We start from the raw sequence: 21,005 nt of genomic DNA on the forward strand, positions 1-21,005 counted from the left end.
TCAGATCACAGCCGAAAGAAATGCTTTTGTGCGCTCCTCGCGCGGCGCGCCCAGCACGTCCGAGGCGCGCCCCTGCTCGACGATTGCGCCCTGGTCCATGTAGACGACGCGGTCGGCGACCTCGCGGGCGAAGCCGAGCTCGTGCGTCACCACCATCATGGTCATGCCGCTCCTCGCCAGCTCCTTCATGACCGCAAGCACCTCGCCGACGAGCTCGGGATCGAGCGCGCTGGTCGGCTCGTCGAACAGCATCAGCATCGGCTTCATGGCGAGCGCCCGCGCGATCGCCACGCGCTGCTGCTGGCCGCCGGAAAGCTGGGCGGGATACCAATCGGCCTTGGCCGCAAGTCCGACGCGACGAAGCAGTTCGATGGCTTCCGCGCGGACCTCGTCGGATTTGCGCCCCTGCACCTGGGTCGGACCTTCGGTGATGTTCTCCAGCGCGGTCTTGTGCGGAAACAGGTTGAAGCGCTGGAACACCATGCCGGTCTTCAGCCGCTGCCGTCCGATCTCCCACTCGCTGAGACGATAGAGCTTGCCGCCCCGCTCGCGCACCCCTAACAGCTCACCGTCGAGCCAGATGCCGCCGGCGTCGATCACAGCCAACTGGTTGATGCAACGGAGCAGCGTGGTCTTACCCGAGCCGGAAGCGCCGATCAGACACATCACCTCGCCGGGCCAGACGTCGAGCGAGACGCTCTTGAGAGCCTGGAACTCTCCAAAACTCTTGCTGACGGAGCGGATCGCGACGAGGGGTTTTGTCATCGCGCCAGCCGCAATGTGCCGCGTGCAAAGCGGCGTTCGAGCAACATCTGGAGCGGGGTCAGGATCGAGACCACGAGCAGGTACCAGAGCCCGGCCACGATCAGAAGCTCGATGACGCGGGAATTGGCGTAGTAGATGTTCTCGGCGTTGTGCAGCAGTTCCGGATACTGGATGACGCTGGCCAGCGAGGTCGCCTTCACCATGCTGATGAACTCGTTGCCGAGCGGCGGGATCACCACGCGCATCGCCTGCGGCAGCACGATCCGGCGCAGCGCACGCAGCCGTCCCATGCCGATCGCCTGCGCCGCCTCATACTGCCCAATGTCGACCGACAGCATGCCGGCGCGCATCACTTCCGATGTATAGGCGCCCTGGTTGATGCCGAGCCCGAGCAGTGCCGCAAGGAACGGCGTCATGACGTCGACGGCGCGCGCGGACCACAGGCCGGGAATGCCGATGGTCGGAAACACCAGCGCGAGATTGAACCACAACAGCAGTTGCAGGATCAGCGGCGTGCCGCGGAACAGCCAGGTGTAGCCGGCGGCGACCGTCTTCAGCACCGGATTGGGCGACAGCCGCATGATCGCGACGACGATGCCGAGGACGATGCCGAGCGCCATCGCCAGCACCGCCATCACCATGGTGTTGACGATGCCTTCGAGGATGACCTTGGCCGTGAGGAAGCGGCTGACATAGGACCATTCGATCTGGCCGTTGGCGAAGGCGCGCGCAATCGCCGCCAGCACAAGGACGATCAGGGCCGCGCTGATCCAGCGAAACCAGTGCGGCTCACGCGCGATCCGCATACCCGACAGATCGGGGAAACCTTCCGCGAGTGCCGGCGCCGGCCTCATTGCGGCGCCGCGTTCAGCATGGGCTTCTCGACTGCGTTGGCACCAAGGCCCCATTTGTCGAGAACGGCCTTGTAGGCGCCGTCGGCGATCATCGCCGAGAGCTTCTCCGTCACGACCTCACGGAGCGCGGCATCGTCCTTGCGGAACATGATGCCCTGATAGCCTTTCGCAAACGCCTCGCCGACGATGCGGTATTTGCCGGGCTCCTGCGTCTGCGCATAAGGCAGCGTCTCGCTGCCTTGCACAGCGGCTTCGATGCGGCCCTGCTTGAGCTGGTTACGCACGTCGATCGAGTTCTCGCCAGGAACGTACTGAATCGCCGGCTTGCCGGCCGCCTCGCAATTCTGCTTGCTCCACTTCTCGATCTCGACCGGGAAGCTGGTGCTGCGGGTGGTGCCGACCTTCTTGCCGCAGAGATCGGTCGCGTCCTTGGCCGCGTTATCGGCCATGACGAAGAACTGCGGGCCGGTCGCGAGGTAATCGACGAAATCGGCCGTCTCGCGTCGCGAGGCGCGGTCGGAGATGCCGGAGATGATGAAATCGGCGCGCCTGGTCTGGAGCGAAGGGATCAGCTCGGCGAACGGCGTCTCGCTCCAGACGATCTTGAGTCCGCCGAGCCGCTTGGCGAGCTCGTTCGCCAGATCGATGTCGAGCCCGACCAGCTCGTTGCTGGCGGGATCGCGGTATTCCATCGGCGCGTAGGTGGAGTTGACCGTGAGCTTCAGCGTGCCCGCCTGCTTGATTTCCGCCGGCAGCTCGGCGGCCTGCGCGGACGTCACGGCAGCCAAGGCTGCGGACCAGAGGAAATGCGAGAGGCGTGTCATGTCAGCTCCTTTGCCAGCGCCGTGCCACTTGCTCAGTCCGCGTCGAGAACAGCCGGCTCGATGACGCCGGCGCGTTCGGTGATCACCCTGTATTGCTCGGGCCGCCGGTGGGCGGCGAAGTTGAACATCTTGTCCTTGCCCTGCCGGCAGAGATCGAGATCGATGTCGGCGACAATGACCTCGTCGGCCAGCGTCTGCGCCTGCGCGACGATGCGGCCGTTGGGATCGACGATGCAGGAGCCACCGATCAGGCCGGAGCCGTCCTCCTCGCCCGCCTTCGCCACCGAGATCGCCCAGGTCGCGTTCATGTAGGAGTTGGCCTGGGTCACCAGCGTCGAGTGGAAGGTGCGCAGGGCTCCGTCTTCCGTCGTGCCGCCGTTGGGATCGTAGGCGGCCGAATTGTAGCCGATGCAGACGAGCTCGACGCCCTGCAGGCCGAGCACGCGCCATGATTCCGGCCAGCGGCGATCGTTGCAGATCATCATGCCCATGATGGCATGGGCCCAGGCCGAGCCGGCACGGAAGGCGGGAAAGCCGAGATCGCCATATTCGAAATAGCGCTTTTCGAGCTGCTGGTAGCGAGCGCCTTCCCGAGGCTCGACCGAGCCCGGCAAATGCACCTTGCGATAACGGCCGAGGATCTCGCCGTCGCGATCGACCAGAACGGCGCAATTGTAGCGGCGGCCGTCCGGCGTCAGCTCGGCATAGCCGACATAGAAGCCGACGCGAAGCGCACGCGCGCGGTCGAACAGCTTTGCCACCGCCGGGTTCGGCATGCCGCGCTCGAAATACTGGTCGAGCGCCTTGCCTTCGAGCAGCCAGCGCGGAAAGAAGGTGGTGAAGGCGAGCTCCGGAAACACCACAAGGCTGGCGCCGCGACCGGCCGCCTCCTCCAGCAGTGCGAGCATCCGCGCCAGCGTATGCTCTCGCGTATCGGCTTTTTGCGTCGGCCCCATCTGGGCGGCGGCGGCGCGAAGGACACGAACCAAGATTGCCTCCAATCTGTGCGCAATGCTGCCTCAATGGGCGAATGAACCCTTTGATGCGACGCGCAAATCCGCTGCCATTACGGGGAAGCAGGGCTGCAAAATCAATTCGCTCTGCTATGATGTTTTGGCCCAGAGTATAATCGGCAGTGATATGAACCTGCGTCAGCTCGAAATCCTGCGTGCCGTCATCCGCCACCGCACCACGGTGGCGGCGGCCGACGAGCTGGCGCTGTCGCAGCCCGCCGTCAGCAACGCGCTGAAGACGATGGAAGCGCAGGCGGGCTTTGCGTTGTTCGAGCGCGTCAACAACCGGCTGTTTCCGACGGCGGAAGCGATGGCGCTCTACAAGGAGAGCGAGGCGATCTTCGCGCTGCACGCCAAGCTCGAGAACCGCGTGCGCGATCTGCGCGAGAACCGCTCCGGGCATCTCGCCATCGTGGCGACACCCCCGCTCGCCTACAGCATCATCCCGTCCGCATTGTCCGGCTTCCTGCGCCGCCGCCCGGAGACGCGCGTGTTCTTCGACGTGCGACGCTACGAGGGCATCATCGAGGGCGTGCTCAGCCGCGTCGCCGAGCTCGGCTTCGCGCTCGGGCTGACGCATCATCCGGGCATCGCGCATGAGGTGGTGCATACCGGCGAGATGGTCTGCGTGCTGCCGCCGCAGCATCCGCTCGCAGGCAAACCGGTGATCTCGGCCGGAGACCTGTCCGGCCTGCCCTTCATCGGGCTCGAACGCGGCACACGGCTTGGCGAAGCCGTGCGCGACAGTTTTGCCCGAGCCGGTGCGCCGTTCCGGCCGACCGTCGAGGTGCGCTACTGCAACACGGCCTGCGTGCTCGCCGCCGCCGGCGTCGGCGCCGCGGTGGTCGATCCGTTCTCGCCGCGGCAGAACGGCGGCAGCGGCCTCGTGGTGCGACCGTTCGCGCCGACGACGCACGCGGTCGCTTACATGCTATGGTCGGAAGCCGAGCCGCTGTCGCGACTCGCCAAGGCGTTTCTCAACGAGGTCCGCAAGGAGAGCGCGCATCTCGAGCGCACAGCGCCACACCAGCAACATGGGGCAGGAAGCGGCTGAGCTTCGCAACCTTTTCATCCGGGGGGCACATGGCACGCATCACCATCATCGAGACCGGGCGGGTTCCGCAAAAGTATCGCGAGCGTCACGGCTCGTTTCCGGACATGTTCGAGCGCATGGTCCGCGCCGAGGATCCGACGACCACGGTGGACGTGGTCAGCATTCCCAATGGCGATGCGCTGCCCGATCCGCGCAAGCTCGAAGCCGTGCTGATCACCGGCGCGGCGGCCGGGGTCTATGACGGGCTCGACTGGATCGCGCCGCTCGAAGACTTCGTCCGCACCGCCTACACCAACAAGACGCCGATGGTCGGCGTCTGCTTCGGCCATCAACTGATCGCGCAGGCGCTCGGCGGCACCGTGCGCAAGTCGGAGAAGGGCTGGGGCATTGGGCGGCACGTCTATCGCGTGCTGCCGGAGAACGGCGTCGTCGATGGCGAAGCGGTCGCGATCGCGGCCTCACATCAGGATCAGGTGATCGAGCCGCCGAAGGACGCGCTGACAATCCTGTCCTCGGACTTCACCCCGCATGCCGGCCTGCTCTACGCCAACGGTTCGACGCTGACCGTGCAGCCGCATCCGGAATTCGACGCGGCGTTCGCAGAAGTGTGCTGCGAGCTACGCGACGGCAAGGCGCCGGACGATGTCGTTGCCACGGCCAGGGCGTCGCTGGCGGAGCCGATGGACAACGCGAAGCTGGGCGGGGCGATTACGCGGTTCTTGGCGAAGCGTACGGCGACCTAAGATTTAGTTCGCAACAGTCACCGCACGGCCTCTTCCCTTCTCCCCTTGCGGGAGAAGGTGGCGCGAAGCGCCGGATGAGGGGTGCTATCCGCACGCTAGACTACTCATGGGGGTAGATACCCCTCACCCGTCTCGCCGCTACGCGGCGAGCCACCCTCTCCCGCAAGGGGAGAGGGTGCAGTGCACTTGCCGCGCTATTTCGCGAAGATCAAAATGGATCCGTCCCCAGCCCCGGCACGTCGGCCGGCCGCGGCCCGGGCGCGGCCCAGTGAAACCGGCGATCCTTCTCGGCAATCGCGATGTCGTTGATCGAGGCCTCGCGCCGCTTCATCAAGCCGTGCTCGTCGAACTCCCACTGTTCGTTGCCGTAGGAGCGATACCACTGGCCTTTTCCGTCGTGCCATTCGTACTGGAAGCGCACGGCGATGCGGTTGCCGTCGAAGGCCCAGAGGTCCTTGATCAGGCGATAGTCGTGCTCCTTCTCCCACTTGCGGGTGAGGAAGGCGACGATGGCCTCGCGGCCCTGGAACACTTCGGAGCGGTTACGCCAGCGGCTGTCCTCGGTATAGGCGAGCGAGACTTTCACCGGATCGCGCGAATTCCAGGCATCCTCGGCCATGCGCGCCTTTTGCGCGGCCGTCTCACGGGTGAAGGGCGGGAGTGGCGGGCGCGACATGGTAGCCTCATCGGGTTGGTGGCGGCCGCAAATCTATCCCCGCACGCGGTGGAGTCGATAGGCTGTCAGCTATTGGCCGATCACTTATCGGGCGATCAGGAAATCAAATCGGCTTTCATCAGCGCACGGATCGATTTCGGGATCGGCTGGGCGCGGCCGCCGCTGATGAAGGCGACGCGGACCTCGGCTTTCACCAGCACGTCTTCGCCGCGCCGCACCTCCTGCGCCAGCATGATCGAGGCGCCCTTCACCGCGACCGGCCAGGTCACGACGTCGAGCACATCGTCCATCCGTGCGGGCTTGAGGAAGTCGAGGTGCATCGAGCGAACCACGAAGGCAAAGCCGGCGCCTTCGGTCTCCACCTGCTCGAACAGCGCCTGCTGCTCGGCGCCCATCAGCCTGAGATGATTGGTGCGCCCGCGCTCCATGTAGCGCAGATAATTGGCGTGATAGACGATGCCGGAGAAATCCGTGTCCTCGTAATAGACGCGGACCTGCATGTGATGGCGGCCGTCACGGATCTCGCCGTCGAGATGGGCAGTCATTTCGGAAACTCTCGCTTTATGTCTCGACGTCCATCCAAGACCCGCACAATGACTATGCGATCAGTCTGGACGAGGTAAAAGGCAATATAACCATCGATCGACAGCCCGCGAAGCGACGCCTTTAGCTCACTCCGATCTGGTCCTAGAAACGGGAATTGTCGCAACTCATCGAATCGCTCCGAGAACCTTGCAGCCAATCGATCCGCTGCCGCTAGGCTACGCTCGGCGAGATATGAATGGATATCAAGAAGGTCCGTGCGAGCGCGCAAGGACAAAACGACCTGCACGCGCCCCTACCGCTTCGCCCGAGTTTGCTTGAGAAACTCGTCAAGGTCCCAAGGGACCACGCGCTCAGCCTCTACGTCCGCCATCCCTTCATCGATCGCATCTTTGAGAGCCCGAAACTTCTTGGCTTGCGACAACAAATAATCGGCCGCGGACTCCTGCAGTTCCTCAGGCAGCAGCTCAAGAGCTTCGACAGCTTTCTCGATGGCAGAACTCATCGCATCAATATAGCGCAGCCTTAGACGGGTGCCCAGATGCCTCACCCGAAATTTGAAGGCTACACCACCAGCGGTCCCCGCCCCAGCGTCACCTCGACGATCTCAGGCGGTACGCCGACGCGGATCGGCATCAAGCTGCAACCGAGGCCGCCGGAGATGATGACGTCGCATTTCATCCTGACATGACCATAGGCGAGCTTCCCGCTATTCGGACCCCTAACGGCCGGCGACCAGCCGAGCAGGCGGACCTGGCCGCCATGGGTGTGGCCGGACAGCTGCAGCGCGACGCGCGCGGGCACGCGCCAGGCGATGTTGGGCTCATGCGCGAGCAGGATGATTGGCGCATCGTCGGTGACTTTTGCCAGCGTGCCCTCGAGATCGTCGGCACCGAACCGCGCCGTGCTCCGGAAGCGCTGCGCCGGCGCAAAGGCGAGCTGATCGCCGAGACCGGCGAGCCAGAAGGAGCGGCCGTCCTTGGTGAGGCGCACGGCGTCGTTCTCGTAGACGGGAATGCCGGCCGCCTCCAGCGCGCGATGCGCGATGGTCGGCCCGCGCCCGGCCCGCTGCACGGTCCTGTCATCCCAATAATCGTGGTTGCCCATGACGGCATGGACGCCGAGCGGTGCCTTGAGGCCGGCCAGCACCCTCGCCCATTCGCTCGACGGAATGATGCGCGTGACCTGGTGAACGCCGGCGACGTAATCGCCGAGCAGCACGATGAGGTCCGCATTCAACGCGTTGGTACGATCGACGATCGCCTCGATCCGCTCCAGCGACATCCAGGGATCGCAGGCATGGATGTCGGCGACCGCCGCGATCTTCAGCCGGAAATCCGCCGGCCATTGCCGCGGGGTGGGATGATAGCGGGTGACGCGGAGCCGCATCGGCTCGACGCCGACGCCATAGGCGGCGGTCGAGACGCCGAGGGCGGACAGGCCGCCGATGGACCGGATGAGATGACGACGCGAGATCATTCAAGCCTGCTTCTGATGCCGCGTTTGATGCGGTCCGATTGAAGCGGAATTGGGGTGTGCCGGTGCAGACCGCCCGCATCCTCGTGCAATTGCCTGCACAAAGATTACCGGAAGTTCATGACAACCGGACCTTTGCTTCGACGCGATCAGTCGTCGCTCTCGTCCGTGCCGAACAGGCCGAATTGTGCCGCAGCATCGCGCGAGGGCTCGGCGATGCCGAGGTGGCGGAAGGCGTGCGAGGTGAGCAGCCGGCCGCGCGGCGTGCGCTGGAGATAGCCGCACTGGATGAGATAAGGCTCGATGATGTCCTCGATCGCATCGCGCGGCTCGGACAGCGCCGCGGCCATCGTCTCGACCCCGACCGGGCCGCCGCCATAGTTGAGCGCGATGGTCGAGAGATAGCGGCGGTCCATGGCGTCCAGGCCCGCCGCGTCGACCTCGAGCGCGCTCAGCGCGTGGTCGGCGATCTTGCGGTCGATCTTGTCGGCATTGGCGGCTGAAGCGAAATCGCGCACGCGGCGGAGCAGACGGCCGGCGATGCGCGGCGTGCCGCGGGCGCGGCGCGCGATCTCGTTGGCGCCATCAGTGCTCATGCCGACATTGAGCACGCGCGCGCCACGAGTGACGATGCTCTCGAGCTCCTCGATCGTGTAGAAATTGAGCCGGACCGGAATGCCGAACCGGTCGCGCAAAGGATTTGTAAGCAGGCCGGCGCGCGTGGTGGCGCCGACCAGGGTGAATTTCGACAGCTCGATCTTCACCGAGCGCGCCGCCGGTCCCTCGCCGATGATGAGGTCGAGCTGAAAGTCCTCCATCGCGGGATAGAGCACTTCTTCGACCGCGGGGCTGAGGCGATGGATCTCGTCGATGAACAGCACGTCGCGCTCTTCGAGATTGGTGAGCAGCGCGGCGAGATCGCCGGCCTTGGCGATGACAGGGCCTGACGTCGCACGGAAGCCGACGCCGAGCTCCTTGGCCACGATCTGCGCCAGCGTGGTCTTGCCGAGGCCGGGCGGACCGACGAACAGCACGTGATCGAGCGCCTCGCCACGCTTGCGCGCCGCCTCGATGAAGATCGAGAGGTTCTTGCGCGCCTGCTGCTGGCCGACGAAGTCGGACAGCGATTGCGGTCGCAGCGCAGTGTCGCCGACATCGTCGCTGCGGCGCTCGGGCGAGACCATGCGATTGGCCTTGGAGTCGCTCACTTCGCGAGCTCCTTCAGGCCGAGGCGAATGAGCTGCGCGGTCTCGGCGCCTTCACCCGCGCTGCGCGAGGCTGACGCGATGGCCGCGGCGGCCTGCGGCTGGCCATAACCCAGATTGACCAGGGCGGAGATCGCATCCGCAACGGGGCGCGGCGCGCGCTGGTCGTCGACGGCACCGGCAAGATGAACCACGGCCGGATCGACATTGGCAAAGGCCGGCGCCTTGTCCTTCAATTCGGTGACGATGCGCTCGGCGACCTTGGGTCCGACGCCGGGCGTACGCGCCACCGCGGCCTTGTCGCGCAGCGCAATGGCGTTGGCGAGATCGGCCGGCACCAACGTGCCGAGCACCGCGAGCGCGACCTTGGCGCCGACGCCCTGCACGGTCTGGAGCAGGCGAAACCACTCGCGCTCCTGATCGGTGCGGAAGCCGAACAGTTTTATCTGGTCCTCGCGGACATAGGTCTCGATCGACAGCACGGCGGCTTCGCCGGGCGAGGGCAGATGCTGCAGCGTGCGCGACGAGCAGTGCACCTGATAGCCGACGCCGCCGACGTCGAGAATCACAAAATCCTCGCCGTAGGAATCGATCAGGCCCTTGAGCTTGCCGATCATCGTGAGACCTCGGTCGCGGCAGGCGCTTCTCTTTCGTCATGGCCGGGCTTGTCCCGGCCATCCACGACTTCGCGATCAGCAAGAAAGAACGTGGATGCCCGGCACATAGGCGAGCGAAGCGACGCCGTCCTTCGGACGGCTATGCCCGGGCATGACGGCAGTGATACGCGGCGTACGATCATAACCCCGCCACCTTCAGCCTGAGCGCCGTGCTTTGGCGGTGGTGGGCGTGGGTGATGGCGATGGCGAGCGCGTCGGCGGCGTCCGCGGACGGCGGCTCGGCTTTCGGCAGCAATATCTTCAGCATCATCGCAATCTGTTGCTTGTCGGCGTGGCCGGCACCGACCACGGTCTTCTTGACCTGGTTCGGCGCGTATTCGGCGACAGAGATGCCGAACATTGCGGGCGCCAGCATGGCGACGCCGCGGGCCTGGCCGAGCTTCAGCGTCGCGACGCCGTCCTTGTTCACAAAGGTCTGCTCGACCGCTGCTTCCATCGGCCGGTGGCTGGACAGGACGGAAGCGAGCCCCTCGTGGATCGCGAGCAGTCGGCTCGACAGCGGCAGATCGTCCGGCGGTTCCACCGAACCGCAGGCGACGTAGATCAGACGATTGCCCTCAGCCTCGATCACGCCCCAGCCGGTGCGGCGCAGGCCGGGGTCGATGCCGATGATGCGAACGGGGCCACGAATCGGGAGCGCGGTCATGGGCCAGTGATAGCGGCTGGCTGCGATGGGGGAAACAGAAACAGAACGGAAGTAACAGGGGAAAGGCAGATGGTCGGATGGCATCCGCCCTGCATTCCGCCGTCATACCCCGCGAAAGCGGGGTATCCAGTACGCCGCGGCCTATCCGTACCCCTCAGGCGTCTCGGAGTACTGGATCGCCCGCTTTCGCGGGCGATGACAGCGAATGTGGGGCAGACGATCGAGCCTTAGCCGCCCATCTTCGCGACCAGCGCGTCCGACACCTCGAAATTGGCATAGACGTTCTGGACGTCGTCGTGCTCGTTGAGCAGGTCCATCAGCTTGAGCAGCTTCTCGCCGGTCTCGTCATCGACGGCGACCGTGTTCTGCGGCTTCCAGATCAGCGCGGCCTTGCGCGGCTCGCCGAACTTGGCCTCCAGCGCCTTGGCGACGTCGCGATAGCTCTCGGTCGAGGCGTAGATCTCGTGGCCGCCTTCGCCGGAGACGACGTCGTCGGCACCGGCCTCGATCGCGGCATCGAGCACTGCGTCGTCATCGGCAACGCTGCGATCGTACTCGATGATGCCGGTGCGGTCGAACATGAAGGAGACCGAGCCGGTTTCGCCGAGATTGCCGCCCGACTTGGTGAAGAAGGAGCGGATGTCGGAGGCGGCGCGGTTGCGGTTGTCGGTCAGTGCCTCGACGATGACGGCGACACCGCCCGGGCCGTAGCCCTCGTAGCGGATCTCGTCATAGTTCTCGCCGTCGCTGCCGAGCGCCTTCTTGATGGCGCGCTCGATATTGTCCTTCGGCATGTTCTCCTGGCGCGCGGCGATCACGGCGGCGCGCAGGCGGGGGTTCATGGCGGGGTCAGGCGTGCCGAGCTTGGCGGCGACGGTGATTTCGCGCGCCAGCTTGCCGAACAGCTTCGACTTTTGCGCATCCTGCCGCCCCTTGCGGTGCATGATGTTCTTGAATTGGGAATGTCCGGCCATGCGTGGTCTCGTAAAGGAATCGTGCGCCAAGGTGAGCTTAGGGAAGCGCGGCCTTATAGGCCGTCCACCCACCGGAATGAAAGGGGCTCTACGACTTTAAGGTAACACCGTATTGGCCCCTGCCTAGAGGTCAGGCACCGTTAACCCTGATTTCATTCCGGACTGCGAAAATAGCGCCCGACCGTTCCCCGACAAGAGAAACCCGATGGCGTTCGGACTATTTCGGAAGCGTCTGCCGGAGATGGCTGCGCCCGCCCCGGAGGCTGCACAGCCGGCGGCCCATTCCGAGCCCACGCCGGCTGCCGAGGCTGATTCGGCCCGGGAGATCCTGGAACTGCTGGAACTCGAGCTCGGGGCGATGATCCGCCAACTCGAGCGCGCCGCCAATTCGGTGGCCGGCGGCGCCGAGGCGACCGCCGCGACGCTGGCCGCCATCCGCGACCGTACCGACGCCCTCACCGGCCGCACCAACGCCGCGCAGTCGACCGCCTCGACCTTCGCCCATGCCGCCGACAAATTCACCCAATCCGCGCAAGGCATCGGCGCCCAGGTCCGCGCGGCTGCCAAGCTCGCCGACGAGGCCAGCACCGCCGCGCAGGAAGCCCGCGCCAATGTCGACCGCCTGCGCGAGTCCTCCGCGGCGATCGGCAACGTCGTCAACCTGATCGCGCAGATCGCGCGACAGACGACGCTGCTCGCGCTCAACTCGACCATCGAGGCCGCGCGCGCGGGCGCGGCCGGCAAAGGCTTTGCGGTCGTCGCCACCGAGGTGAAGGCGCTCGCGGTGCAGACCCAAGGCGCCACGGAAGAGATCTCCAAAAAGATCGACGCGCTGCAGCGCGATGCCGCCGGCTCCGCCGACGCCGTGCACCGCATCTCGCAGGCGATCGAAGCGATCCGCCCGGTGTTCGACACCGTCAACGGCGCGGTCGCCGAGCAGAACGCCACCACCAGCGAAGTCTCCGGCAATGCCGCGAGCGCGTCGGAGTTCATCATCTCGGTCGGCGAGAGCGCGGCCGAGATCGACGCCGCGACGAAGGCCGCCGAGACCCATGGAGAGAACGTCGCCAGTGCCGGCAAGGCCGTCACCACCTTCGCACAGAAGCTGAAATCGCGCTGCGCGGTGCTGCTGCGCCAGAGCGAGCACGACGACCGCCGCAAGACCGAGCGGCTGCCCTGCCATCTCAAGCTCGAAACGACGCGCGGCGTGATGCCGGTCTACGAGATTGCGATGGACGGCGTGCTGATCGGCGGCGCCGACGCTGGACGGCTGGCACCGCACACGATGATCGAAGGCAGCCTCGAAGACGTCGGCACCTGTCGCCTGCGCGTGATCGAGCAGTCCAAGGCCGGCGCCCGCGCGCAGTTCGTTGCTCCCAATGCCGAGCTCACCGAGAAGATCGAGGACAGGCTCTGGTCGATCCACGAGGAGAACACCGAGTTCGTCACCCGCGCCATGGAGGCGGGCAACGCGCTGACCCAGATCTTCGAGCAGGCAATCGCGCGCGGCGAGGTCAAGGTCGACGACCTCTTCGACACCGATTACGCGGACATCGCCGGCACCAATCCGCAGCAATACCGCACCCGCTATCTGGACTGGGCCGACCGCGCGCTGCCGCCGTTCCAGGAGGCCTTTCTGGCCAAGGAGCCACGGATGGCGTTCTGCGCCATGGTCGACCGCAACGGCTTCCTGCCGGTGCACAACAAGATCTATTCGCATCCGCAGCGGCCGGGCGATGTCGCCTGGAACACGGCCAACAGCCGCAACCGGCGGATCTTCAACGACCCGGCGGGGCTCGCCGCCGCGCGCAACCTGCGATCTTACCTGGTCCAGAGCTATGCGCGCGACATGGGCAACGGCAACACCGTGATGATGCGCGAGATCGACGTCCCGATCCGCATCCGGGGCCGGCACTGGGGCGGATTCCGCACGGCCTACAAGCTCTAGCGCATGGCCCGCAGCGGTCTTTCGACCAGACCATGCGCACTCCAAAGAACCAGGGCGCAAATTGCGCCCTAGTGCACGCTCAGGCAAGACGCCCGCCGCGAATCATCCTTTAAGGTCGGATTTGGAATGGGAATGCCGCGTGGAGCCGGCGTACGGCTCCGACTGGAGGACCCTCGAGACATGTCCGTCGCACAACTTGCAGTTATGGACACCGGCTCCAACCGGACGCTGGCTGAACGGCTGATCGACCAACTCGCCGACCGCATCGGCGGCCTCGGCGTCGAGCTCGCCGACATCGCCGGCAACGTCCAGGAAGTCGCAAACCGCGTCGCCAACCAGTCGGAACGGTTCCACCATCTCCAGAAGACGGCGGAGACGATGGTCTCGGCCAATCACGACATCGCCAACGCATCGCAGGCGGTGCAGTCGACGACGTCGGCCGCGGTCGGCGAGATCGCGCAGTCGCGCAACGCGGTCGACACCGCCGTCAGCCACATCTCCGAGCTGGTCGCAGCCGTCGAACGTATCGAGGCTCGCTTGAGCGCGGTCGGCTCGGCGCTGGCGCAAGTCGCAAAAGTGTCCGGCTCGATCGAGGCGATCGCCAAGCAGACCAACCTGCTTGCGCTGAACGCAACCATCGAAGCGGCGCGCGCAGGCAATGCCGGCCGCGGCTTCGCGGTGGTCGCGAGCGAGGTGAAGAACCTCGCGGAGGCCACCCGCCAGGCCACGCACCAGATCTCCGACACCGTGCGCGACCTCGATGGCCAGATCGAAGGCCTGATCGGCGAGAGCAGCGATGCCTCGCAGCGCGCGAAGACCGCAGGCGAAGGTGCCCAGCAGATCTCCGGCATCATCTCGCGCGTGCAGCAGGGCTTTGCCTCGGTGGAAGCAGAGATCGACAGCGTCACGCGCGCGGCGACCTCCAATCTCGGCCATTGCGACACCGTGATCAGCGAGCTCAACGAGCTTGCCAAGGGCGTCGACCTGTCCTCGCGCGACCTCGGGAATGCCGACCGGCGGATTGCCAAGCTGCTCGACACCTCCGAAGGGCTGATCGCGCTGATCGCCGACAGCGGCGTCGAGACCTCGGACGCGCCGCTGATCCGGGTCGTCGTCGAAACCGCCAAGCGCATCTCGGCCGAGTTCGAAGCCGCGATCGACCGCGGCGAGATCACGCTCGACCAGCTGATGGACGAGAACTACCGGGAGATATCAGGCACCGATCCCAAGCAGTACAACACCGCCTATGTCGACTTCACCGACCGCGTGCTGCCCGCGATCCAGGACCCGATCCAGAAGTCGGATCCGCGCATCGTGTTCTGCGTCGCCTGGGCCAAGGGCGGGTATTTGCCGACCCACAATCCGAACTACCGCATGCCGCAGGGCAAGGACCCGGTCTGGAACAACGCCAACTGCCGCAACCGCCGCCTGTTCACCGACCGCGCGGTGAAGAAGGTCGCGGCGAACACAAAACCCTTCCTGCTGCAAACCTATCGCCGCGACATGGGCGGCGGGCAGTTCGTGCTGATGAAGGACCTGTCCTCGCCGATCACGGTGCGCGGCAAGCACTGGGGCGCGTTCCGGATGGGTTTTCGGCAGGGCTGATGGCCGCTCCTGCGTCCTTGAATCAAAAATCTGAAAACAACCCCATGCACAGTAGCCGGGGCGTGGGGAATCAATGGCTTGCAGTCGGCGGGCCTGGCGCGGCTTGACGCGTCGGGCAAAACAGGCGCACAATGCTATTGTTCCGAAATTGCTACCCCTTCTCCCCTTGTGGGAGAAGGTGGCGCGAAGCGCCGGATGAGGGGTCTGTCTCCGCGGTAGAGCTGCCTAAGAACGGGAGGGCGTCATACGGGGATAGAAACCCCTCACCCCAACGTGCTCGTGTCTACCGACGTCGCCGCCCTCTCCCACAAGGGGAGAGGGCACAGCAATGCCGCGCTCGCCACCATCCCGACTTTCCCAATCGCACGAAATTCGTCATCGCATGTTTTTGCGCGTTCGCACGATCATCTGCGTCGATCGGTGACGGGCGCATTGAAAATGCGTCAAAATATGACGATTATCATATCAATTAGCCCAAGATCGCCGTAGTGATCGCCGCACAAATTCGTGAACGTCATGGCCCGACGCTTGGTTCGCGCAAATATGCATTGCGAGAAATAACGATGCTTCATCGTTTTGCATCGGTATGATTATGGTCGCGCACGAGTTCGCGAACTGGATCGCCGCAAGCGATCCAGAGAGCACAGGGGATGCATATGGCAACGACACTCACCATCAACGGCGAACAAAAATCCTTCGACGCGCCACCTGAGATGCCCTTGCTGTGGGTGCTGCGCGACATCCTCGGGATGACCGGCACCAAGTTCGGCTGCGGCATCGCGCAATGCGGCGCCTGCACGGTGCATGTCGACGGCAAGGCGGTACGCTCCTGCGTGCTGCCCGTCAGTGCGGTCGCCAACCGCGCCGTCACCACCATCGAGCACGTCGGCAGCACGCCTGCCGGCGCGAAGGTGCAGAAGGCCTGGCTCGAGGCCGAAGTGATCCAGTGCGGCTATTGCCAGTCCGGCCAGATCATGGCGGCCGCCGCATTGCTGGCGGCAACGCCGAACCCTGATGATTCCGACATCGACGCCGCGATGGCCGGCAATATCTGCCGCTGCGGCACCTATGTGCGCATCCGCGAGGCCATCAAGCACGCGGCCAACGGCCGTCAGTCGTGAGGTCCGCCATGAATGCACACAACAGCGTCTCCCGCCGGTCGCTCCTGACCGGGGGCCTCGCCACCGGCTTCCTGCTCGCCTTCCATCTGCCGCTGCGCGCCGCCGCCAACGAGCCGGTGCAACGCGATGTGACCGACGGCAAGTTCGCGCCCAACGCCTTCATCCGCATCGACGAGACGGGCCGCACCGTGCTGATGATGCCGCAGGTCGAGATGGGCCAGGGCACCTACACGTCGATCTCGGCCGTGATCGCCGAAGAGCTGGATGCCGACTGGAGCAAGGTCGAGGTGCAGCATGCCCCGCCCAACGACAAGCTCTACGGCAACCCGACCTTCGGACTGCAAGTCACCGGCAATTCCAACTCGATCCGCGCCTGGTGGCTGCCGCTGCGCAAGGCCGGCGCCACCGCGCGCGCGATGCTGGTGCAGGCCGCAGCCAGCCAGTGGGGCGTCGAGCCCGCCAGCTGCACGGCGTCGAAGGGCGAGGTCGCGCATGCCGCGAGCGGCCGCAAGCTCGGCTATGGCGAACTGGCGCTCGCCGCCCAGGGCCAGACGCCGCCGAAGGACGTCGCCATCAAGGATCCCAAGGATTTCGTCCTCATCGGCCAGCCGCTGAAGCGGCTCGACACGCCGGACAAGGTCAACGGCAAGGCGCTCTACGGCATCGACGCGATCCTGCCCGGCATGAAGATCGCCGCGATCGCCAATTGCCCTGTGTTCGGCGGCAAGGTCGGCAAGGTCGATGACAGCGCCGCGATGAAAGTCGCGGGCGTGCGCAAGGTCGTCGTGCTCGACGACGCCGTCGGCGTGATCGGCGATCACATGTGGGCGGCAAAGAAAGGTCTCGAAGCGCTCAAGATCGAGTGGAACGAAGGCCCGAACGCTGAGATCACCACCAAGGACATCTGGGACGATCTGCGCAAGGCCAGCCAGAAGGACGGCGCGGTTGCGAAATCCACCGGCGACATCGCCAAGGCGCTCGCCAGCGGCGACAAGTTCGAGGCAGCCTACGAGCTGCCGTTCCTGGCGCATGCCTCGATGGAGCCGATCAACGCCACCGTCCACGTCAGGCCGGATGCCTGCGAGATCTGGACCGGCACGCAGATCATGACCCGCGTGCAGTCGGAGGCGGCGAAGGCCGCCGGCGTTCCGATCGACAAGGTGATCGTCAACCAGCATCTGCTCGGCGGCGGCTTTGGCCGCAAGCTCGAGCCAGACATGGTCGTTGCGGCGGTGAAAATTGCAAAGCAGGTCGACTATCCCGTGAAGGTGATATGGACCCGCGAGGAGGACATCCAGCACGACGTCTACCGTCCGGTCTATCGCGACCAGATCACGGCATCGCTGGTCGACGGCAAGGTCGCGGGGTGGAAATACAAGGTCGCGGGCTCCGCCGTGCTCGCGCGCTGGCTGCCGCCGGCGTTCCAGAAGGGCATCGACATCGACGCGATTGATGCCGCAGTGGATGCGCCTTACGACTTCGCCAATTTCCACGTCGAATATGTCCGCGCCGAGCCGCTGTCGGTGCCGACCGGCTTCTGGCGCGGCGTCGGCCCGAACAACAACGTGTTCGCAGTCGAATGCGCGATGGACGAGCTCGCGCGCAAGGCCGGCAAGGACCCGATCGAGTTCCGGAAGTCCATGCTGACCAAGAACCCGCGCATGCTCGCAGTGCTCGACCAGGTCGCAGAGAAATCCGGCTGGGGTCAGCCATTGCCCGCCCGCGTCGGCCGCGGCGTCTGCGTGCAGCCGTCATTCGCAAGCTTCATCGCGACTGTGGTCGAAGCGGAGATCGACGATTTCGGCGAGATCGTGCTCCGCCGCGTCACCTCGGTGGTCGACACCGGCATCGCGGTCAACCCCGATACGGTGAAGGCGCAGATCGAGGGTGGCCTCATCTTCGGCCTCACCGCCGCGCTCTATGGCGAGATCACCATCGACAAGGGCCGCGTGCAGCAGTCGAATTTCCACGACTACCGCATGATGCGCATCAACGAGACGCCGAAGATCGAGGTCACCGTCGTGAAAAGCGGCGAGGCCCCCGGTGGCATCGGCGAAGCGGGGGTCAATGCCGGGCCGCCGGCACTGCGCAACGCGATCTACGCCGCAACCGGCGTGGCGCTGCGGCGCCTGCCCATCGATCGGAAACTGCTGGCTGCGGGGAAGAAGGCATGAGCAGGACAATGCGTATCCTCGGAAGCCTCGTCGTGATCGCCATCGTGGTGGCGGGACTCGCGGTCTGGATCATCCGCGGGCCCGGCCCGCTCGACTTCGCCGGCGGCACCAAGGTGGCGCTGGCGGACTACCGCGCCGGCAAGCCGACGGGCGTACCGGCCAAGCTGGAGAAAGCGAGCCTCGTCGAACGCGGCGAATATCTCGCCAAGGCCGCCGACTGCATGGTCTGCCACACCAAGCCGGGCGAGAAGGACTATTCCGGCGGGCTCGCCTTCAAGCTTCCGTTCGGCACGCTCTATTCGACCAACATCACGCCGGACAAGGACACCGGCATCGGCAATTACAGCGATCAGGATTTTCTGAACGCGGTGCAGCACGGCAAGCGTCGTGACGGCGCCCGGCTCTATCCGGCGATGCCCTACACGTCCTACACCTACATGACCGACGAGGACGTGCTCGCGGTGAAGGCCTACCTGTTCAGCCAGCCGGCGGTGCGTGCCAAGGCGCCGGACAATACGCTGTCGTTCCCGTTCAACCAGCGCTGGGCGATGATCTTTTGGTCGGCCGTGTTCAATCCGGACACGCGCTTCACGCCCGACACGGCAAAAAGCCCGGAGTGGAATCGCGGTGCATATCTTGCGGAGGCGCTGGCGCATTGCGGCGAGTGCCATACGCCGCGCAATCTCGGCTTCGCGCTGGATAACCGCAAGAAGTTCGCCGGCGCCATCACCGCCGGCTGGCGCGCCTTCAACATCTCCTCGGACAAGGCGACGGGTCTCGGCAACTGGAGCGACCAGGATCTGATCTCCTATCTGTCGCTCGGCCACGCGCCAGGCCACGGCTCGGCGTCGGGTCCGATGGGCGAAGCGGTCGACCACAGTTTTAGCCAGTTCGCGCCCGAAGACATCAGCAGCATCGTTGCTTACCTGCGCAGCGTGCCGCCGCAGCCCTCGCCCGACCTGCCCGCCACCACGGCGCCCGTCGCGCCCGCCTCGCACAAGGAAGGCGTGACAGCGGACGCGCGCGGCAAGAAAGTGTTCGCCAGCGCCTGCGCCAGTTGCCACGGCTGGAACGGCGAGAGCCCGGTCTCCCCGATGGCAACGCTGACCGGTACCTGGGCCGTCAACGACCCCGCCGCCACCAACGTCGCGCAGATCGTGATCTCAGGCACCAAGCGGCATACGCCTGACGGTGCGCTGTCGATGCCCGCATTCGGAAGTGCGTATACCGACGACGAGATCGCGGCGGTGGCGAACTACGTGACGGCGCGGTTCGGCACCAAGGGCTCGAAGCTGACGGCGAAGGACGTCGCGGAGCTGCGGGAACAGACGGCGGATTGAATTTAGCCGCAACCGCCGCTGCCCCTTCTCCCCTTGTGGGAGAAGGTGGCGCGAAGCGCCGGATGTCTCTCCTCGCTCTCAAGCGCCAGACGACTCGCGGAGGCAACCCCTCACCCGGCTCGCCGCTATGCGGCGATCCACCCTCTCCCACAAGGGGAGAGGGTGCACCGTCAATGCCGCCCGAGAACGATTAGGAAGCCGACTCTAACCGCCTCACGTAAGCGCAATCGGGCAGCCGTTGCTGCCCGTGGCGCCCTTGATCGGGGCCGGCGCGAAGCAATAGACGAACTGGTACTTCTTGTCGGCGATCAGATCGTCGAAGATGAGGTTCTCGTGGTTGTGGATGCCGTGCTTGGTCTGCAGCTCGGAGTGGACCACGAAAGCGAGCGACTTGTCGGGATTGGGCACCACCTCCACCGCCCAGGTGTCGGCGCCGGTGAGCGCGAGATCCTTCTCGATCACCCATCTGGCCGCATCCATGCCGATGCCCGGCTCGCCGCTGTTGAAACGGTCGTTGTTCTTCATCCACAGCGAGCCCCAGCCGGTGTGGAACATGATCGCATCGCCCGGCTTGATGTCGCTCTCGGGAATGTTCTGCTTCGCCAGCGCGGCCTTGATGTCGGCCGCGGTGATTTCCTGGCCGACATCCATCATCCCGCCCTTCAGCGCGACCATGTCGACCAGATGCGCGCGGGTGAACAGCGGCTTGAGCTTCTCGACACCGAGCTTCTTCAAACCGTAGGCGTCGCTGATCTCGGTTGCGGTGAAACCATTGTAGAACCGCATCTCGTTCTTGTCGCCGTCCTTGCCCAATTGGATTCCGATATGGCCGAGGCCATCGAATTGCGTACCGGTCTGGCCGATCTCGGTGGTCAGGAATTCGTCGTGATAGACCATCTTGTTGTCGCCGAACGGGCCGCCGGTCGGGCTGCCGGGAATGCGCAGCGTGAACGCGCGCGGACCGAACAGCGGCATGCCGCCTTCGTAGACGCGACCGATCTTGTAGATCTTGCCGTCCTTGATCCATTTCGCGGCATCCAGGACCTTTTCGGGCGTGATGTGATTTGATGCGCCGGACTCGTCGTCCTTGCCCCATTTCGACGGCCACCACGGCTTGTCGGTGCCCTTGGGCATGGAGGTCGCGGTCTGCGCCTGGGCTTCGCTGATCGGTGCAAGCGAGAACTTGCCGTGCATCGAGCCGGCGAGAGCGGCACCCGCGACGCCGGCGATGCCCGCGGTGCGGAGCAGGGTCCGCCGATCGGTCGTGGAGCCGCTCTCGTCTTGATCTACGTTGTTGATCTCATTAGACATTGCACCCTCCCAGGTTGTGGTCAGAACAAAATCTGACTCTCAAATTGTTTCCGGCT

At 65.2% G+C, this 21,005-nt stretch carries 21 protein-coding genes; 8 read left to right on the forward strand and 13 right to left on the reverse strand.

The annotated features are described in order from the left end of the window. The 4 genes from AAFG16_RS42785 to AAFG16_RS42800 are packed head-to-tail and all read right to left on the reverse strand — an operon-like array spanning position 1 to position 3,399. Positions 1–765, reverse strand: a complete 765-nt coding sequence (locus tag AAFG16_RS42785; protein ID WP_283082195.1) for an amino acid ABC transporter ATP-binding protein — start codon at positions 763–765, stop codon at positions 1–3. Continuing rightward, positions 762–1,619, reverse strand: coding sequence for an amino acid ABC transporter permease (locus AAFG16_RS42790; RefSeq protein WP_283082196.1), 858 nt, complete (start codon positions 1,617–1,619; stop codon positions 762–764). Before AAFG16_RS42790 ends, AAFG16_RS42785 begins: the two co-directional genes overlap by 4 nt. Beyond that, positions 1,616–2,443 carry an ABC transporter substrate-binding protein gene (locus tag AAFG16_RS42795; RefSeq protein ID WP_342734989.1) on the reverse strand — a complete coding sequence of 276 codons (828 nt, stop codon included), beginning with the start codon at positions 2,441–2,443 and terminating at the stop codon, positions 1,616–1,618. Before AAFG16_RS42795 ends, AAFG16_RS42790 begins: the two co-directional genes overlap by 4 nt. A 32-nt stretch (positions 2,444–2,475) precedes the next feature. Next, entirely contained in the window at positions 2,476–3,399 is a 924-nt protein-coding gene (locus tag AAFG16_RS42800; protein ID WP_342741070.1) for an N-carbamoyl-D-amino-acid hydrolase, read from the reverse strand. A 184-nt stretch (positions 3,400–3,583) separates the two neighbouring features. On the opposite strand from AAFG16_RS42800, the gene AAFG16_RS42805 reads away from it, so the two are divergent. Next, on the forward strand, positions 3,584–4,510 hold the full coding sequence (locus AAFG16_RS42805) for a LysR family transcriptional regulator (protein WP_342734991.1): 927 nt from the start codon (positions 3,584–3,586) through the stop codon (positions 4,508–4,510). 29 nt (positions 4,511–4,539) lie between these two features. Then, the gene (locus AAFG16_RS42810) at positions 4,540–5,253 is read left to right on the forward strand and encodes a type 1 glutamine amidotransferase (RefSeq protein ID WP_342734993.1); all 714 of its coding nucleotides are present in this window, start codon (positions 4,540–4,542) and stop codon (positions 5,251–5,253) included. 208 nt (positions 5,254–5,461) lie between these two features. On the opposite strand, the gene AAFG16_RS42815 is transcribed toward AAFG16_RS42810, so the two are convergent. The 3 genes from AAFG16_RS42815 to AAFG16_RS42825 all read right to left on the reverse strand — a co-directional run bounded on the left by AAFG16_RS42815 (position 5,462) and on the right by AAFG16_RS42825 (position 6,761). Next, positions 5,462–5,929, reverse strand: coding sequence for a nuclear transport factor 2 family protein (locus AAFG16_RS42815; protein WP_027561108.1), 468 nt, complete (start codon positions 5,927–5,929; stop codon positions 5,462–5,464). A 95-nt stretch (positions 5,930–6,024) separates the two neighbouring features. Continuing rightward, positions 6,025–6,474 (reverse strand): tol-pal system-associated acyl-CoA thioesterase, encoded by a 450-nt coding sequence (gene ybgC, locus AAFG16_RS42820; RefSeq protein ID WP_254125426.1) that lies wholly within the window; start codon positions 6,472–6,474, stop codon positions 6,025–6,027. After that, on the reverse strand, positions 6,471–6,761 hold the full coding sequence (locus AAFG16_RS42825; protein WP_342734999.1) for a type II toxin-antitoxin system RelE/ParE family toxin: 291 nt from the start codon (positions 6,759–6,761) through the stop codon (positions 6,471–6,473). Before AAFG16_RS42825 ends, ybgC begins: the two co-directional genes overlap by 4 nt. On the opposite strand from AAFG16_RS42825, the gene AAFG16_RS42830 reads away from it, so the two are divergent. After that, the gene (locus AAFG16_RS42830) at positions 6,711–7,001 is read left to right on the forward strand and encodes a hypothetical protein (RefSeq protein ID WP_342741113.1); all 291 of its coding nucleotides are present in this window, start codon (positions 6,711–6,713) and stop codon (positions 6,999–7,001) included. The two genes, AAFG16_RS42825 and AAFG16_RS42830, sit on opposite strands and share 51 nt — an antisense overlap. 35 nt (positions 7,002–7,036) lie before the next feature. Here AAFG16_RS42830 and AAFG16_RS42835 read toward each other — a convergent pair whose 3' ends face one another. From AAFG16_RS42835 to AAFG16_RS42855, 5 genes are all read right to left on the reverse strand, one after another. Continuing rightward, entirely contained in the window at positions 7,037–7,951 is a 915-nt protein-coding gene (locus tag AAFG16_RS42835) for a metallophosphoesterase (protein WP_342735000.1), read from the reverse strand. A 146-nt stretch (positions 7,952–8,097) separates the two neighbouring features. Continuing rightward, the gene (gene ruvB, locus AAFG16_RS42840) at positions 8,098–9,132 is read right to left on the reverse strand and encodes a Holliday junction branch migration DNA helicase RuvB (RefSeq protein WP_342741072.1); all 1,035 of its coding nucleotides are present in this window, start codon (positions 9,130–9,132) and stop codon (positions 8,098–8,100) included. Positions 9,133–9,152: 20 nt separating this feature from the next. Further along, positions 9,153–9,770 (reverse strand): Holliday junction branch migration protein RuvA, encoded by a 618-nt coding sequence (gene ruvA / locus AAFG16_RS42845; protein WP_283082202.1) that lies wholly within the window; start codon positions 9,768–9,770, stop codon positions 9,153–9,155. A gap of 178 nt (positions 9,771–9,948) precedes the next feature. Further along, complete coding sequence (gene ruvC / locus AAFG16_RS42850) at positions 9,949–10,476, reverse strand: crossover junction endodeoxyribonuclease RuvC (protein ID WP_342741073.1); 528 nt, start codon at positions 10,474–10,476, stop codon at positions 9,949–9,951. Between the two features lie 227 nt (positions 10,477–10,703). Then, positions 10,704–11,450: a YebC/PmpR family DNA-binding transcriptional regulator gene (locus AAFG16_RS42855; protein ID WP_018646706.1), complete on the reverse strand. Its 747-nt coding sequence runs from the start codon at positions 11,448–11,450 to the stop codon at positions 10,704–10,706. 205 nt (positions 11,451–11,655) lie between these two features. Here AAFG16_RS42855 and AAFG16_RS42860 point away from each other — a divergent pair, with 205 nt between their 5' ends. The 5 genes from AAFG16_RS42860 (at position 11,656) to AAFG16_RS42880 (ending at position 19,638) form a co-directional block, all read left to right on the forward strand. Next, positions 11,656–13,398: a methyl-accepting chemotaxis protein gene (locus AAFG16_RS42860; protein WP_342735003.1), complete on the forward strand. Its 1,743-nt coding sequence runs from the start codon at positions 11,656–11,658 to the stop codon at positions 13,396–13,398. A 180-nt stretch (positions 13,399–13,578) separates the two neighbouring features. Then, the gene (locus AAFG16_RS42865) at positions 13,579–15,003 is read left to right on the forward strand and encodes a methyl-accepting chemotaxis protein (protein WP_342735005.1); all 1,425 of its coding nucleotides are present in this window, start codon (positions 13,579–13,581) and stop codon (positions 15,001–15,003) included. A 656-nt stretch (positions 15,004–15,659) separates the two neighbouring features. Further along, positions 15,660–16,124 (forward strand): (2Fe-2S)-binding protein, encoded by a 465-nt coding sequence (locus AAFG16_RS42870; protein WP_283082206.1) that lies wholly within the window; start codon positions 15,660–15,662, stop codon positions 16,122–16,124. 8 nt (positions 16,125–16,132) lie between these two features. Further along, the gene (locus AAFG16_RS42875) at positions 16,133–18,298 is read left to right on the forward strand and encodes a molybdopterin cofactor-binding domain-containing protein (RefSeq protein ID WP_283082207.1); all 2,166 of its coding nucleotides are present in this window, start codon (positions 16,133–16,135) and stop codon (positions 18,296–18,298) included. Continuing rightward, a complete protein-coding gene (locus tag AAFG16_RS42880) occupies positions 18,295–19,638 on the forward strand; it encodes a cytochrome c (RefSeq protein WP_342735008.1) in 1,344 nt (447 codons plus the stop codon). The genes AAFG16_RS42875 and AAFG16_RS42880 overlap by 4 nt, the downstream gene beginning before the upstream one ends. A 213-nt stretch (positions 19,639–19,851) precedes the next feature. Here AAFG16_RS42880 and AAFG16_RS42885 read toward each other — a convergent pair whose 3' ends face one another. Next, positions 19,852–20,949 (reverse strand): cyclase family protein, encoded by a 1,098-nt coding sequence (locus AAFG16_RS42885; RefSeq protein WP_342735010.1) that lies wholly within the window; start codon positions 20,947–20,949, stop codon positions 19,852–19,854. Between the last annotated feature and the right edge of the window lie 56 nt (positions 20,950–21,005).

It is taken from the genome of Bradyrhizobium sp. B117 (assembly GCF_038969555.1).
Taxonomy (GTDB): domain Bacteria; phylum Pseudomonadota; class Alphaproteobacteria; order Rhizobiales; family Xanthobacteraceae; genus Bradyrhizobium.

What these genes read in the sequence shown, in the direction of transcription:
- ruvA (WP_283082202.1), bottom strand. Translation starts at nt 9,770, where the DNA reads ATGATCGGCAAGCTCAAGGGCCTGATCGATTCCTACGGCGAGGATTTT.
- AAFG16_RS42855 (WP_018646706.1), bottom strand. Translation starts at nt 11,450, where the DNA reads ATGGCCGGACATTCCCAATTCAAGAACATCATGCACCGCAAGGGGCGG.
- AAFG16_RS42860 (WP_342735003.1), top strand. Translation starts at nt 11,656, where the DNA reads ATGGCGTTCGGACTATTTCGGAAGCGTCTGCCGGAGATGGCTGCGCCC.
- AAFG16_RS42810 (WP_342734993.1), top strand. Translation starts at nt 4,540, where the DNA reads ATGGCACGCATCACCATCATCGAGACCGGGCGGGTTCCGCAAAAGTAT.
- AAFG16_RS42870 (WP_283082206.1), top strand. Translation starts at nt 15,660, where the DNA reads ATGGCAACGACACTCACCATCAACGGCGAACAAAAATCCTTCGACGCG.
- AAFG16_RS42805 (WP_342734991.1), top strand. Translation starts at nt 3,584, where the DNA reads ATGAACCTGCGTCAGCTCGAAATCCTGCGTGCCGTCATCCGCCACCGC.
- AAFG16_RS42815 (WP_027561108.1), bottom strand. Translation starts at nt 5,929, where the DNA reads ATGTCGCGCCCGCCACTCCCGCCCTTCACCCGTGAGACGGCCGCGCAA.
- AAFG16_RS42800 (WP_342741070.1), bottom strand. Translation starts at nt 3,399, where the DNA reads ATGGGGCCGACGCAAAAAGCCGATACGCGAGAGCATACGCTGGCGCGG.
- ruvB (WP_342741072.1), bottom strand. Translation starts at nt 9,132, where the DNA reads ATGGTCTCGCCCGAGCGCCGCAGCGACGATGTCGGCGACACTGCGCTG.
- ruvC (WP_342741073.1), bottom strand. Translation starts at nt 10,476, where the DNA reads ATGACCGCGCTCCCGATTCGTGGCCCCGTTCGCATCATCGGCATCGAC.
- AAFG16_RS42785 (WP_283082195.1), bottom strand. Translation starts at nt 765, where the DNA reads ATGACAAAACCCCTCGTCGCGATCCGCTCCGTCAGCAAGAGTTTTGGA.
- AAFG16_RS42835 (WP_342735000.1), bottom strand. Translation starts at nt 7,951, where the DNA reads ATGATCTCGCGTCGTCATCTCATCCGGTCCATCGGCGGCCTGTCCGCC.
- AAFG16_RS42790 (WP_283082196.1), bottom strand. Translation starts at nt 1,619, where the DNA reads ATGAGGCCGGCGCCGGCACTCGCGGAAGGTTTCCCCGATCTGTCGGGT.
- ybgC (WP_254125426.1), bottom strand. Translation starts at nt 6,474, where the DNA reads ATGACTGCCCATCTCGACGGCGAGATCCGTGACGGCCGCCATCACATG.
- AAFG16_RS42830 (WP_342741113.1), top strand. Translation starts at nt 6,711, where the DNA reads ATGGATATCAAGAAGGTCCGTGCGAGCGCGCAAGGACAAAACGACCTG.
- AAFG16_RS42880 (WP_342735008.1), top strand. Translation starts at nt 18,295, where the DNA reads ATGAGCAGGACAATGCGTATCCTCGGAAGCCTCGTCGTGATCGCCATC.
- AAFG16_RS42885 (WP_342735010.1), bottom strand. Translation starts at nt 20,949, where the DNA reads ATGTCTAATGAGATCAACAACGTAGATCAAGACGAGAGCGGCTCCACG.
- AAFG16_RS42865 (WP_342735005.1), top strand. Translation starts at nt 13,579, where the DNA reads ATGTCCGTCGCACAACTTGCAGTTATGGACACCGGCTCCAACCGGACG.
- AAFG16_RS42795 (WP_342734989.1), bottom strand. Translation starts at nt 2,443, where the DNA reads ATGACACGCCTCTCGCATTTCCTCTGGTCCGCAGCCTTGGCTGCCGTG.
- AAFG16_RS42875 (WP_283082207.1), top strand. Translation starts at nt 16,133, where the DNA reads ATGAATGCACACAACAGCGTCTCCCGCCGGTCGCTCCTGACCGGGGGC.